The organism is Mycobacterium sp., from assembly GCF_035499775.1.
Taxonomy (GTDB): domain Bacteria; phylum Actinomycetota; class Actinomycetes; order Mycobacteriales; family Mycobacteriaceae; genus Mycobacterium.
This window is the reverse complement of sequence record NZ_DATJYB010000122.1, coordinates 1-13114: the sequence shown is the minus strand read 5'-3', so window position 1 is coordinate 13114 and position 13114 is coordinate 1. Positions and strand designations below refer to the sequence as shown.

The 13114-nt window shown below is 68.1% G+C and carries 11 protein-coding genes, 1 tRNA gene, 1 other RNA gene and 1 pseudogene; 9 read left to right on the top strand and 5 right to left on the bottom strand.

The genetic code is table 11. The features are described from left to right. Together VML93_RS08860 and VML93_RS08855 are read left to right on the top strand one after the other, a co-directional pair. Nucleotides 1–618: pseudogene (locus VML93_RS08860) on the top strand (FAD-binding protein); the annotation flags it as partial. Continuing rightward, entirely contained in the window at nt 615–1919 is a 1305-nt protein-coding gene (locus VML93_RS08855) for a class I SAM-dependent methyltransferase (protein ID WP_325609733.1), read from the top strand. The pseudogene VML93_RS08860 and the gene VML93_RS08855, both read left to right, overlap by 4 nt. 84 nt (nt 1920–2003) lie before the next feature. Here the strand turns inward: VML93_RS08855 and VML93_RS08850 are convergent, their stop codons facing one another. Beyond that, nucleotides 2004–3791, bottom strand: a complete 1788-nt coding sequence (locus VML93_RS08850; protein WP_325609731.1) for a DNA polymerase III subunits gamma/tau — start codon at nt 3789–3791, stop codon at nt 2004–2006. A 168-nt stretch (nt 3792–3959) separates the two neighbouring features. On the opposite strand from VML93_RS08850, the gene VML93_RS08845 reads away from it, so the two are divergent. From VML93_RS08845 to VML93_RS08825, 5 genes are read left to right on the top strand one after another with little or no spacing between them, the layout of a single operon-like run. Next, complete coding sequence (locus tag VML93_RS08845) at nt 3960–5177, top strand: fatty acid desaturase (RefSeq protein ID WP_325609729.1); 1218 nt, start codon at nt 3960–3962, stop codon at nt 5175–5177. 36 nt (nt 5178–5213) lie between these two features. Beyond that, entirely contained in the window at nt 5214–5678 is a 465-nt protein-coding gene (locus tag VML93_RS08840; protein WP_325609727.1) for a cobalamin-dependent protein, read from the top strand. Then, nucleotides 5675–7051, top strand: a complete 1377-nt coding sequence (locus VML93_RS08835; RefSeq protein ID WP_325609725.1) for a hypothetical protein — start codon at nt 5675–5677, stop codon at nt 7049–7051. The genes VML93_RS08840 and VML93_RS08835 overlap by 4 nt, the downstream gene beginning before the upstream one ends. Beyond that, the gene (locus VML93_RS08830) at nt 7048–7938 is read left to right on the top strand and encodes an EamA family transporter (RefSeq protein ID WP_325609723.1); all 891 of its coding nucleotides are present in this window, start codon (nt 7048–7050) and stop codon (nt 7936–7938) included. Before VML93_RS08835 ends, VML93_RS08830 begins: the two co-directional genes overlap by 4 nt. A gap of 2 nt (nt 7939–7940) precedes the next feature. Further along, nucleotides 7941–9440 (top strand): pyridoxal phosphate-dependent decarboxylase family protein, encoded by a 1500-nt coding sequence (locus VML93_RS08825; RefSeq protein ID WP_325609721.1) that lies wholly within the window; start codon nt 7941–7943, stop codon nt 9438–9440. A 53-nt stretch (nt 9441–9493) separates the two neighbouring features. Here the strand turns inward: VML93_RS08825 and VML93_RS08820 are convergent, their stop codons facing one another. Both VML93_RS08820 and ffs read right to left on the bottom strand, forming a co-directional pair. Beyond that, nucleotides 9494–10786, bottom strand: a complete 1293-nt coding sequence (locus VML93_RS08820; protein ID WP_325609719.1) for an aminotransferase class I/II-fold pyridoxal phosphate-dependent enzyme — start codon at nt 10784–10786, stop codon at nt 9494–9496. Nucleotides 10787–10853: 67 nt separating this feature from the next. Next, nucleotides 10854–10948: signal recognition particle sRNA small type (ffs, locus tag VML93_RS08815), an RNA gene on the bottom strand. Nucleotides 10949–11028: 80 nt separating this feature from the next. On the opposite strand from ffs, the gene VML93_RS08810 reads away from it, so the two are divergent. Together VML93_RS08810 and VML93_RS08805 are read left to right on the top strand one after the other, a co-directional pair. Next, a tRNA-Ser gene (locus VML93_RS08810) sits at nt 11029–11114 on the top strand. A gap of 93 nt (nt 11115–11207) precedes the next feature. Then, nucleotides 11208–12083, top strand: coding sequence for a hypothetical protein (locus VML93_RS08805; RefSeq protein WP_325609717.1), 876 nt, complete (start codon nt 11208–11210; stop codon nt 12081–12083). On the opposite strand, the gene VML93_RS08800 is transcribed toward VML93_RS08805, so the two are convergent. Together VML93_RS08800 and VML93_RS08795 are read right to left on the bottom strand one after the other, a co-directional pair. Beyond that, complete coding sequence (locus tag VML93_RS08800) at nt 12080–12820, bottom strand: enoyl-CoA hydratase/isomerase family protein (RefSeq protein ID WP_325609715.1); 741 nt, start codon at nt 12818–12820, stop codon at nt 12080–12082. The genes VML93_RS08805 and VML93_RS08800 overlap by 4 nt on opposite strands. 8 nt (nt 12821–12828) lie before the next feature. Beyond that, a partial coding sequence (locus VML93_RS08795; protein ID WP_325609713.1) for a hypothetical protein occupies nt 12829–13114 on the bottom strand: 286 nt, incomplete at its 5' end.

The window sequence follows — 13114 nt, the reverse complement described above, 5'->3', positions numbered from 1 at the left end:
GACCGCCTGACCATTCACGACTACTTCTGGCGCTGGGACACCGACTGGTTTTGGTGCTCGCGTGCGTTCGGCGCGCAGAACCCGCGGCTGCGGCGGTGGTGGCCGCGCCGGTATCGGCGCAGCAGCGTCTACTGGAAGCTGATGGCCCTGGATCAGCGTTTCGGCGTCGCCGACCGGATCGAGGCCCGGAACGCTCGCCCGGCGCGCGAGCGGGTGGTGCAGGACGTCGAGCTGCCGATCGAACGGACCTGCGAGTTCCTGGAATGGTTCCTGAACAACGTGCCCATCGAACCCATCTGGCTGTGCCCGCTGCGGCTACGCGACCAGGCCGGCTGGCCCTTGTATCCGCTTCGCCCGGAGCACACCTTCGTCAATGTCGGGTTCTGGTCTTCGGTGCCGGCCGGCGCCGAGGGAAGCTCAGCCGGCGTCGCCAACCGGACCATCGAGGCGAAGGTTAGCGAGCTGGACGGCCACAAGTCCCTGTACTCGGACTCCTTCTACACCCGTGAGGAGTTTGATGGGCTCTATGGCGGGGAGTCTTACAACACCGTGAAGAAGACCTATGATCCCGATTCGCGTCTTCTCGATCTCTACGCAAAGGCGGTGCAACGACGATGACGGCAACCAGGGAGCCGGTCACCACCGGCAAACTCAGCATGGCCGAGGTGCTCGAAGTCCTCACCGCAGGTGCGCGGCACCCGCTGAAGTTCACCGCCTACGACGGCAGCACGGCCGGACACGACGACGCCGAACTCGGTCTGGATCTTCGCAGGCCCCGCGGCGTCACCTACCTCGCCACGGCGCCCGGCGAGCTCGGTATCGCCCGCGCCTATGTGTCGGGTGACCTGCAGGTACGCGGTGTGCATCCGGGCGACCCCTACGAGCTGCTCAAAACACTGACCGACAAGGTCGAGTTCAAGCGACCGTCGCTGCGGGTGCTGGCCAATGTCGTGCGCTCGATCGGCGTCGAACACCTCCTGCCGGTCCCACCGCCGCCGCAGGAGACGCCGCCCCGGTGGCGTCGCGTCGCGGACGGCTTCATGCACAGCAAGACCCGCGACGCGGAGGCGATCCACCACCACTACGACGTCTCCAACACCTTCTACGAATGGGTGCTGGGGCCGTCGATGACCTACACCTGCGCGGTCTATCCGACCGCCGACGCGACGCTGGAAGAGGCGCAGGAGAACAAGTACCGGCTGATTTTCGAGAAGCTGCGCCTCAAGGAGGGTGACCGGCTGCTCGACGTCGGCTGCGGCTGGGGCGGCATGGTGCGCTACGCGGCCCGGCGCGGTGTCCGGGTCATCGGTGCGACGCTGTCCGCCGAGCAGGCCAAGTGGGCGCAGCAGGCGATCGAGGACGAGGGCCTGACGCACCTTGCCGAAGTGCGGCATTCCGACTACCGCGACGTGCGTGAGACCGAGTTCGACGCGGTTTCGTCGATCGGGCTGACCGAGCACATCGGCGTGAAGAACTACCCCGCCTACTTCGGCTTCCTCAAGTCGCGGCTGCGCACCGGAGGCCTGCTGCTCAACCACTGCATCACTCGGCACGACAACAAGTCGACCTCTTTCGCGGGCGGATTCACCGACCGCTACGTCTTCCCCGACGGCGAGCTGACGGGCTCTGGGCGCATCATCACCGACGTCCAGGACGTCGGTTTGGAAGTGCTGCACGAGGAGAACTTCCGCCACCATTACGCAATGACGCTGCGCGACTGGTGCCGCAACCTGGTCGAGCACTGGGAGCAGGCCGTCGTCGAAGTCAGTCTGCCCGTCGCCAAGGTGTGGGGTCTGTACATGGCCGCGTCGCGGGTGGCCTTCGAACAGAACAATCTCCAGCTGCATCACGTGCTGGCGGCCAACGTCGACACCTGGGGCAGCGACCAGCTGCCGCTGCGGCCCTGGTGGCAGCCCTAGCCCGATGGTGGCGACCCGCTGCGCCCGGCTGCGCCCGATGGTGGCGACCCGCTGCGCCCGGCTGCGCCGCGCTGGCGATCGCCACTAGCCGTCGATACGGCGCGCGCCCAGCTCGTTCTGTAGCAGTTCCAGCGCGACCTCTTCGGGATCGCGACGCGGCTCCGACGGATCGCTGCGGCCCGCTTCGGCGAGCATGCTTTCCTCTTCGTCGCGCCGCGCGGAATCCGAGTCGGGGGCGGGCGGTTCGTCCGGCGCCGGGGCGGCGGGAATCTCGGCCTTCTGGTCGTTCGTAGCGGGCGCACCCGCCTCGCAGCGCACCCGCCAGTTCACGCCCAGCGCGTCTTTGAGTGCCTCCGCGATGACTTCCGCGTTGCGCTGTTCGGACAGGCGTTTGGCCAGCGGCGCCGAGGTGTGGGTCAGCACCAGCGTGTCGGCTTCCACGGCACGCACCGTGGCGCCCGCCAGCATCACCTCGGTGGTACGGCTGCGCTGGCGCACCTTGTCGCGCACCGTCTGCCACATCGTTCGCACCGCTGCCGCGTTGAGTTCGCCTGGAACGGCGGCTGATTCAGCAGCGGGCGGTGCCGGCGCGGGCGGTGTCGGCGCGGGCGGGGGCGGCTCGCGTTTCGGTTCGTCTGGCGCCGCGCGCCGCCGTGGCGAGGATACCGGCTTGGCCGGCTTCGCGGGCGCGGTGACGGGTGCCGTTTCGGGGATCGACATGTCCAGGCGGGTCTCGATGCGCTCGACACGTTGCAGCAGGGCCGACTCGGCGTCGCTGGCCGAGGGCAGCAGCAGTCGCGCGCAGACGACTTCGAGCAGCAGCCGCGGTGCCGTCGCACCGCGCATCTCTCCCAGCCCGGCCTGTACCACCTCGGCGTAGCGGGTCAGGGTCGCCGGACCGATGCGGGCCGCCTGTTCGCGCATTCGGTCCAACACGTCCTCCGGCGCATCCACCACGCCGCGGCTGGCCGCATCGGGAACCGCTTGCAGCACGATCAGGTCGCGGAAACGCTCCAGGAGATCGATGGCGAAGCGCCGGGGGTCGTGACCGGCGTCGATCACCGATTCGACCGCACCGAACATCGCCGCGGCATCTCCGGCAGCCAGTGCGTCGACGGCGTCGTCGATCAGTGCGACGTCGGTGGCGCCCAACAACCCGAGCGCCCGCTGGTAGGTGACGTGGTTGCCCTCGGCTCCGGCCACCAACTGGTCCAGCACCGAGAGTGTGTCGCGGGGCGAACCACCGCCGGCCCGGATCACCAGCGGATACACCGCGTCGTCGACGATGACGCCCTCCTGCTCGCAGATCCGCCCGATCAAGGCCCGCATGGTGCGCGGAGGCAGCAGCCGGAACGGGTAGTGATGCGTGCGCGACCGGATGGTCGGCAGCACCTTGTCCGGCTCGGTGGTGGCGAATATGAAGATCAGGTGCTCGGGGGGTTCCTCGACGATCTTGAGCAGGGCATTGAATCCCGCGGTGGTCACCATGTGCGCTTCGTCGATGATGAACACCCGGTAGCGCGACTGCGCCGGCGCGTAGAAGGCACGGTCGCGTAGCTCGCGGGTGTCGTCAACGCCGCCGTGGCTGGCGGCGTCGAGTTCGACGACATCGATGCTGCCGGGCGCGTTCGGCGCCAGTGCGGTACAGGAATCGCAAACCCCGCACGGGTTGGCCGTCGGTCCCTGCGCACAGTTCAACGACCGGGCCAGGATGCGCGCCGACGACGTCTTTCCGCAGCCACGCGGCCCGGAGAACAGGTACGCGTGGTTGATCCGGCCGGCTTCCAGGGCGACGGACAGCGGCTCGGTGACGTGCTCCTGCCCCACCACCTCGGAGAACGATGCCGGTCGATATTTGCGGTACAGAGCCACGCCAGCAGGCTACCGGCGCCCGGTGACGGAGCAGACCCCAGTGGGGCAGTACATATGCGTTTCCGCTGCTGACGGGCGCCGCTCAAGATTCTTTCAAGGATCTCCTGAGATGGGTGCCGCACCTTGGGCGTGCCACCCCAACAACGACCCCCTCAAGGAAATCCACCCATGAACCAACTCGCCACAACGTCAGCTCCCGAGCAGACGCTCGACCACGACGCCGCACCCGTCGACGTCCGTGAATCGATGCGGCGTCTGCCGTCGGCGCTTCAGCTGCCGCTGACGTATCTGACCGGCAAGCCCTACACCGGGCAGCGTGGCCCGAAACCCACCCCCACCTTCCACCTGGCCACCGCCCTGGGATCCGTCGCTGCCGGACTCAGCTGCAGCGCGGCCGCCTGGTCCGACCCGAATCTGCTTCTGCTGGTCATGGGTTGGGCGATGACGTTGCACGGCATGCGCAATCTGCGCATGCTGATTTTCCACCAAGCCGCCCACCGCAACATGTGGGCCAAGCCGCACGCGGACCGCCTCCTCGGGCGCATCATCGCCGCCGTCCTTGTCGTGCAAAGCTTTCAGCGCTACAGCAAAGAGCACATCAGCGACCACCACGCCGCGCGGCACATGACGCTGCACGACCCCACCGTGCAGGCAATGCTGGTCACCCTTGCGCTGCGCCCCGGCATGACCCGCCAGCAGATGTGGCGGCGGATCATCGCCCTGCTGTGCTCACCGGTGTTCCACGCACGCTTCGCCTGGGCCCGGATCCGCTCCTACGTCCACGGGGCCACACTCACCGAGCGCCGCGTGGCACTGCTGGGTTACCTCCTGCTGGCAGCGCTGCTCACCGTGCTGCACGGCTGGATGTTCTTCTTCGTCGCCTGGGCACTGCCGCTGTTCTTCTTCTTCCAGATCAGCAACGTGCTTCGGCTGTGCGTCGAGCACACCTTCCCCGAGAAGGACGTCGAGGTTCGCCGCGGCCGCGCCTACATGGCCGGGCTGAGCAACGCCATCTTCCTCGGCGAGCCGGTACCCGGCGACGACCTCACCGGTGCCTGCCGCGTCTACGCCTGGGTGCGTTGGACGCTGCGCATGGCGCTGATCCACTTCCCCAGCCGCTACCTGGTGCTCACCGGCGACACCGTGGTCCACGACTACCACCACCGCTTCCCGATGAGCCGCGAATGGGCCGACTACCTGTTCGCCCGCCAACGCGACCTCGAGGCCGGCCACCCCGGCTGGACCCCCTACCGCGAGGTCTGGGGCCTCATCCCCGCGATCAACCTGGTGCTCGACTCTCTGGCCAGCGCCAACGCGGACGAATTCGACCTCGAGCGCCTCGCCCAGATCAGCGACCGCGAGCTCTTCGCAGCCTTCGACGACTAACCCCACCGACCACACATCCGCAAAGGACCAAGTTTCATGAACACCACCGCCACCACTGCGCCGCGCGTCGTCATCCTCGGCGTCGCAGCCAGCGACGCGCACGCGGTCGCCAACCAGCTCATCGCCATGATGCTGCGCCAGCAAGGTTTCGTCGTCGTCAACCTCGGGGTCTGCACCCCGCTCGAGGAGTTCGCCGAGGCCTACCGCGCGCACCCGCAAGCAGAGGCAGTCCTCATCGGCAGCCTCAACGGTCACGCCTACGAAGACCTGAAAGACCTGCCGGAACTGCGGTCGGCCGGCCAACTCGCCTGCCCGATCATCGTCGGCGGCAACCTTTCGGTGGGCAGCCACAAGGGCCCGGAGACCGCCAACCGGCTCAGGGCGCTGGGCGTCGACCACATTCTCGACTCCGCAGACGAGCTTCCCGTCCTGCTCAACCGGCTGGCCGACCAACGCATCACCGATCGGCCGGCGCGCGAACTGGCAGCGGTCGGCTCATGACAAGCCCGGGACTGCTCGATCTGACCGTCGACGAAACCCTCGACCTGCCCGATCTCCCCGAGGTACTGGACCACCTGCGGGCCTCCACCAAGGCCAGCGCCCACACGATCCTGCGCACGGCCGCCGACACCGGCGTCCCCGCCCTGCAACCCCGCTGCGGCGTCGGCGGCCACGACGAGATGCGTTCGTTGCTCCGGCAACTCGAAGCCGGTGCGGCACCGGACCTGCTGCCGGTCACCATCGACTCGCACACTCGGCTGCGGCACTTCGACGTCGCTGCCGACACACTGCGCACGTCGCCGGCCAACCTCAACGGCTACCCGCTGGTCAGCCACGGCTGGGAACGCGGCCGCGAACTGAACGCCTGCGTGCACGCCCCGCTGGAGATCCGTCACGGTTCACCGGACGCCCGCGACCTGTTCGCCGTCTCCATCGCCTCGGGCATCACCTCGTTCGAAGGCGGCGGAATCTCTTACAACCTGCCGTACTGCAAGGACGTTCCACTCCCGGTATCGCTCGAGGCTTGGCGCGAGGTCGACGCGGCGTGCGGAACCCTGGCCCAAGCCGGGGTGATCGTCGATCGGGAGCTCTTCGGCACGCTCACCGCCGTGCTGGTGCCGCCGTCCCTGAGTCTCGCCATCACATTGCTCGAGGCGATCCTCGCCGCCCGCGAGGGCGTGCGCTGCCTGTCGATCGCCTATCCGCAAGGTGGTGCGCTGGCCCAGGACGTCGCCGCCCTGCGCGCGATTCCCAGTCTCGCGCGCCGATACCTGCCTCCCACCGTCGAGGTCTTCCCCGTGCTGCACCAATTCATGGGCGTGTTCCCGCGCAACCGGGACAAGGCCGACGCGCTGATCCTCTACGGCGGCCTGACCGGACGCCTCGGCGGCGCCGCCAAGATCATCACCAAGACGAACCAGGAGGCCTACGGCATCCCCGACGCCCCCGCGAACATCGCCGGCATCCGCACCACCCGCATGGCCACCTCCGACCTGCTCGACTTCGTGCGAATCGACCAGGAGCAGGTGGAACAGGAGCAGCAGTGGATCGAAAGCGAGGTCGACGAGCTGGTCCAGCCGATCCTGGCCGCCGATGACACCGCGGCCGCGATCGCGCAGGCGTTCGCCGAAGGCGCCCTCGACATCCCGTTCAGCGCAAGCATCCACGCCCACTCCCAAGTCACGCCGCAACGCGACAGCACCGGCGCCATCCGCTATCTGCAGACCGGCGCACTGCCGTTCGGCCGATCCACCCTGCAACGTCACGCCCGGCTGCTGGGCACCTGCCCCGGACACCGCGAGGCGTCGGCCCAGGCGATCACGTCGATGCTCCGCGACATCAACTTCTTCGCCGACGACAGCGACAAGACATGAGCGCCACGACGTTACCCACGGCCCGGCGCACCGGAGTAGACGCCGTTCCGGCGCCGGCGCTCATGCTCGTCGGAATGGTCAGCACGCAGCTCGGTGCGGCCTTCGCCAAGCATCTTTTCGGCACGGCCGGCCCGGCGGCGATGACCGTGATGCGGCTCGGCTTCGCGGCCGTCGTGCTGTTGCTTTGGTGGCGGCCTTCGCTGCGGCTGGACCGTCGTACCGCGGGCGCCGTCCTCGCGTTCGGCGTGTCCATCGCCGGCATGAACCTCTGCTTCTACCTGGCCATGGCGCGGATGCCGGTCGGTGTGGCCCTGACGGTGGGCATGGCCGGTCCGCTTGCCGTCGCTACCCTGTCCTCGCGTCGGGCCACCGACCGGCTGTGGATCGTCCTCGCGGCCAGCGGCATCGCGCTGCTCGGCTGGCAGGGCGGCGCGGCCGGGCTGACCGGACTGCTCATCGCGCTGGCCTGCGCCGTCTTCTGGGGGGCGTACGTGCCGCTGTCGGCGAAGGTCGGGGCGATGGTGCCCGGCGGCGGCGGCCTTGCGCTCGCCATGGCGTTCGGCGCCGTGTGCTCGCTGCCGGCCGGACTCGCCGAGGGCGGCGCCGCGCTCGCCCGGCCCGAGGTTCTCGCCTTCGGGTTCGGCGTCGCGATGCTGTCGTCCCTGGTCCCCTACACCTGCGAGATGGAGACGCTGCGCAGGGTGTCGGCGCTGGTCTTCGGGGTTCTGCTGAGCCTGGAACCCGCGATCGGCGCCCTGGTCGCACTCGTCGTCCTGCACGAAATCCTCTCCCCGGCTCAGGCGCTGGGCCTGGGCGCTGTCGTTACGGCATCGATCGGCGTCATCCGCAACACCTCCACGAGAACCAAATCGAAAGGAACCAAATAGAAATGATCGACACGGGAAGCAACGCAGCGCTGGCCGGCAGCCCCGAGGGCCTGCAGCAGCTCAAGGAACTCGTGGACACGGCCCTTGGCGCACTCCACGACGCCGCGCTCAAACGCGGCGGCCCCGTCGCCCCCGGCGGGCCCGAGGCGGCCAAGGCAGCGGTTCACGAGGCCCTGGGTGGCGGCAAGTTCCTCACAGACGAACCCAGTGCCCAGCGGGTGACGGACCTCTTTCAGGCCTACGCGAACTGGGCGGTCGACCTCACCCACCCAGCCGCGGTGGCCCGCATGCAGTGCGCGCCGACCGCGGCGGCCGCCGCGGCCGAACTGGTCGCGGGCGCACTGAACCAGTCGCTGCACGCCTGGGAGAGCGGGCCCTTCGCTCTCGAACTGGAGCGGCAGCTCATCGCGGAGATGGCCTCCTGGGTCGGCTACACAAACCAGGCGTCTGGCACCCTGACCCCCGGCGGCAGCATCTCCAACCTGATGGGGCTGCTCCTGGCCAGGGAGTATGCCCTCAACGACGCCGACCCCGGAGCGGTGTCCCAGGCCGGCCTGCCGGGACGACGGATCCGCCCGCGCATCCTGTGCTCCGCGGCCGCGCACTTCTCCATCGCACGCGCCGCCGCATTCCTTGGCCTCGGCCGGGATGCCGTGCTGAAGGTGCCGGTCGACGAGCGGGGTCGCATGCTCGCGGGGGAAGCCCGGCAGATCCTCGCCAACCTCGCCCCCGACGAGGTTCCGGTGGCGCTGGTCGCCACGGCCGGCACCACCGACCACGGTTCCTTCGACCCGCTGCCCGAACTCGCGGCGCTGGCTGCCGAGCACCGGATCTGGCTGCACGTCGACGCGGCCTACGGCATCGGCGCGCTGTTCTCGCCGACGCTCGCGTCGCTGCTCGACGGACTCGCCGAAGCCGATTCGATCGCGTTCGACATGCACAAGTTCGGCTGGACCCCGGCTTCGTCGAGCGTGTTTCTGGTGCGCGACCGGCGACACATGAACTGCCTCGACGAGCAGGCGGTCTACCTCAACCCATCCGACGACGAGGCCGCCGGCTTCACCTCCCTGCTCGGCACTTCCCTGCAGACCACCCGCCGCTCCGACGCCCTCAAGATCGCGGCGACGCTGCTGACGGTGGGCCGCGCGGGCATGGGTGCCTGGGTGGACGCCTGCCACCAGCAGGCACTGCACGCCGCAACCCGGATCGCAGCCAGCGACACGCTCGACCTGGTGGCGCAGCCGATCCTCAGCACGGTGATCTTCCGTTGCCGGGGCACGGACGCGGCCCCGGGCGGCGACGAGGACGCCTGGCACTCGGCCATCCGCCGCAAGCTCATGACGGACGGCCGGGCGCTGCTCGCCCGCACCAAGATCACCGGCCCGGACGGCACCCCGCAGGTCCGCCTGAAGCTGGTCTTCCTCAACCCGATGACAACCGCGGCGGAAATCGACGAGGTCTTGACCGACATCGCAGCCGCCGCCCGCGAACTGGCGGTTTAACCGAGCCCGGCGACGACGTGCTGACTCTGCGCTGGCGGCGGGATCTACTTGACCTATTGCGCCGTGGGCGCAGAGTCAACCAGGGATTCAGAAGCCGCCAGCAGCGCCGAGGTCGCCAGGCCGTCGACCGCCTCACGCAAATCCGATAGCGGCGGGAAGGTGGGCGCGATGCGGATGTTCTTGTCGTCGGGATCTTTCCGATACGGGAACGACGCACCCGCCTCGGTGACCGCGATCCCGGCGTCCTTGGCCAGGGCGACGGTTCGCCGTGCCGTGCCGGGCAGCACGTCGAGGCTGATGAAGTAGCCGCCCTTCGGCTCGGTCCAGGAGGCGATCTTGGAATCGCTCAGCCGCCGGTCCAGAATTTCCAGCGTCGCCGCGAACTTGGGCGCCAAGATCTGCTGGTGGCGCAGCATGTGCAGGCGTACCCCGTCGGCGTCGCGGAAGAACTGCAGGTGCCGCAACTGATTGACCTTGTCCGGGCCGATCGATTTCTTCGCCGCGTACTGCAGATACCAGGCAATATTGCCCAGCGACCCGCCCAGGAAGCTGACGCCGCCGCCGGCGAAGGTGATCTTCGAGGTGGACGCGAAGACGTACGGCCGGTGCGGGTTGCCGGCCTTGGCGGCCAGTCCGAGCACGTCGACCTGACGGATGAAATCCAGCGTCAGGGTGTGCACGGCATAGGCGTTGTCCCAGAACAGCCGGAAGTCGGGCGCGGCGGTCCGCATCTGGACCAGCCGGCGAACCGTCTCCCACGAGTAGGTGATGCCGGTCGGATTGCCGAACACCGGCACGGTCCACATCCCCTTGATCGCGGGGTCGACGGCGACCAGCTCCTCGATCAGGTCGACGTCGGGGCCGTCTTCGAGCATCGGGACCGGGATCATCTCGATGCCCATCGTCTCGGTGATGGCGAAGTGCCGGTCGTAGCCGGGAACCGGACAGAGGAACTTGACCCCGTCCTGCTCCTTCATCCAAGGCCGGGGCGAGTCCACGCCGCCGTGCAATATCGAGAAGGTCACCAGGTCGTGCATCAACTCCAGGCTGGAGTTGTTGCCCGCGATCAGGTTCTGCACCGGGATCCCGAGCAGCTCGCCGAAGATGGCCCGCAGTCCCGGCAGGCCGTGCAGGCCGCCGTAGTTGCGGGTGTCGGTGCCCTCCTCGTCGCGGTAATCGTCTCCGGGCAGGCTCAGCAGCCGGTTGGAAAGGTCGAGCTGTGCTGCGGACGGTTTGCCGCGGGTGAGATCCAGGGACAGCTTCTTGGCCTGCAGCTCCGCATATTCCTGCTGGTGGCGGGCGTGCAGGGCAGTGAGTTCTTCAGGGCTGAGGGAGTCGAACGCCACCACAACGGCCTTCCGGTCCTAGACATCTTCCGGTCGTAGACACAAATAGTGGCTCCGTCGGCCCCAACTAAGGGGACCCCGCGCACCCGACAGAGCCCATTGACCCTTGCTGCCTTCCGGCCCTGGGGGAGTTCACAGGATAAACGCCGCGCGGGGTCCATGGCGAGTGTAATACCTGACGTGCAAGACTCGGCGTCGGGCGCAAGACACCCGGCGTTTGACTCAGCGGCTACCATGACGGCGGAGGATTCGCCTAGTGGCCTATGGCGCTCGCCTGGAACGCGGGTTGGGTTAACAGCCCTCGCGGGTTCAAATCCCGCATCCTCCGCAGAGGATCGCCCTCGTTTTGAGACGCGGACATGCACGATTGTGGGCTGGTCGGCCTCTATGCTGGCTTGAGCTCAGCAGCTTGAGGAGGCTTATGGGACGCACGTTAGCCATGTGGTGGCACGCTCTGTTTTCGCTCGCCGCCGGTGTCCTCTATTTCTATTGCGTCTTGCCACGCTGGTATGAGCTCTTGGGCGAGTGGCCGCATGGATGGTGCATGGTTGGCCGGATCACCGCGGGCGCGCTGATCGGCCTGGCCGCGCTGCCGGTGTGGTTCACACTGCTGCGCACTCGTAAGCCGGAGCTGGGCACGCCGCAGCTGGCGCTGTCGATCAGGCTGTGGTCGATCGTGGCCCACGTGCTGGCCGGGGTGCTGATCATCGGCACCGCGATCAGCGAGATCTGGCTCAGCCTGGACGCTGCCGGGCAGTGGTTGTTCGGCATTTACGGTGGCGCCGCCGCGATCGCCGTGCTCGGGATCTTCGGGTTCTACCTGTCGTTTGTCGCCGAGTTGCCGCCGCCACCGCCGAAACCGATCAAGATGAAGGAGCCCAAGGCGAAGCGCACGGGCCGCAAGACGCGCGCCAAGGACCAGGCAGAAGAGGCATCCGAGGCCGACGAAGCCGAGACCGACGAGGTCGCGGACACCGAAGACGCCGAAGAGGCCACAGAGGCCGAAGAGACCGAAGAGGCTGAAGAGGCCGAGGAAGCCGAGACCACCGAGGTCGAGGTCGGCGAACTTGAAGAAACCCAAGTAGCCGAGGTGGCGGAGCAGCCGGAGGAATCGGTCGACGCCACCGGGGAAAGCCCGCAGCCCACCGTCGTGATCCCCAAGCCCAAGCCATACGCGGAAGACACCGAAGTCACCAGAGTCGTGGAGAAACCGCGGCCCAGGCTGCAAAACCGCCGGCCGACCGGCAAGACGTCACATCGGCGTAGGCCGCGCGGCGGGGTCGCAGTCGAGGACTAGCGACGGCGCAGGCGCTCCAGCTGGGCGGCGATGCGCTGATGTGTCTCCTCTGCTCCCCACAGTCGCCGGACCTCGCGGTCGATGTCGCCGCTATTGCTGATCCGCGCCAGAGTAGGCGCTCGCAGCTGGTTTTTCGTTTGGCGGTAAGCGTCGGCCGCGATCTCGGCGAGGTCTGACGACTCCGCCACAGCCGCCTCGAGCAGGTCATCGGCGACAATGCGGTGGACCAGGCCCAGGGCGATCGCCTCGTCGTCTCGGTAGACCTGCCCGCCGAGCACAACCTCCTCGGTGCGATCTGCGCAGACGTGCCGCATGACCTCCAGCGGGGCGACCGGAAACGGCACTCCGACGCGGACCTCGGTCGCCCCGATCTGTACGGACGGGCTGATCAGCCGACGGTCGCAGGTACAGGCCAGCACGCAGCCGCCCGCGATGGCGGCGCCGTTGATCGCGGCGACCGTAGGACCCGGATAGCTGAACAGCGCCACGATCATTTCGGACAAGGCCGGGATCAGCCGATCGACGTAGTCAGCCCCGCCGTCCATCACGCGGCTGAGGTCAACCCCTGCGCTGAACACCCGCCCGGCGCCGGTGAGGACCAGCGGGCCGGCGCCCGACTGCTGCAGCTCGCCGATGGCCGCGGCCAGCTCGTTCGCGAACTCCACATCGATGGCATTGACGCGCCCCGACGACAAAGTCAGCACTCGGACCGCGCCGACGGCCTGAATGTCGATCACTGTCCCACCTACTGACGGCCGGACACGAGAATCACCGGAATGTCGGTGTTCTCGTCGGTGTGGTAGCTCGCGCAGACGCGGTGGTAGCCGTCGGCGATCTGGAGCGGAACACCGGCCGCGAAGTCGCCGCGGACCAGCAGGATAGGCGAGAGCGGCTGCCCCTTTTTGATCTTGGACAGATCCGCGGCGACGTGCGGATTGTCCTCCGAAAGCAATCGAAGTTGCGCGGCCCGAAGAATGTCTTTGGCCTTCTTGTGCACGATGGTTCCGCTCTGCAGCCGCTCTTCCAACTCC

Coding starts and splice junctions, on each gene's coding strand:
- VML93_RS08840 (WP_325609727.1), top strand. CDS start 5,214: ATGAACACCACCGCCACCACTGCGCCGCGCGTCGTCATCCTCGGCGTC.
- VML93_RS08855 (WP_325609733.1), top strand. CDS start 615: ATGACGGCAACCAGGGAGCCGGTCACCACCGGCAAACTCAGCATGGCC.
- VML93_RS08835 (WP_325609725.1), top strand. CDS start 5,675: ATGACAAGCCCGGGACTGCTCGATCTGACCGTCGACGAAACCCTCGAC.
- VML93_RS08825 (WP_325609721.1), top strand. CDS start 7,941: ATGATCGACACGGGAAGCAACGCAGCGCTGGCCGGCAGCCCCGAGGGC.
- VML93_RS08845 (WP_325609729.1), top strand. CDS start 3,960: ATGAACCAACTCGCCACAACGTCAGCTCCCGAGCAGACGCTCGACCAC.
- VML93_RS08805 (WP_325609717.1), top strand. CDS start 11,208: ATGGGACGCACGTTAGCCATGTGGTGGCACGCTCTGTTTTCGCTCGCC.
- VML93_RS08830 (WP_325609723.1), top strand. CDS start 7,048: ATGAGCGCCACGACGTTACCCACGGCCCGGCGCACCGGAGTAGACGCC.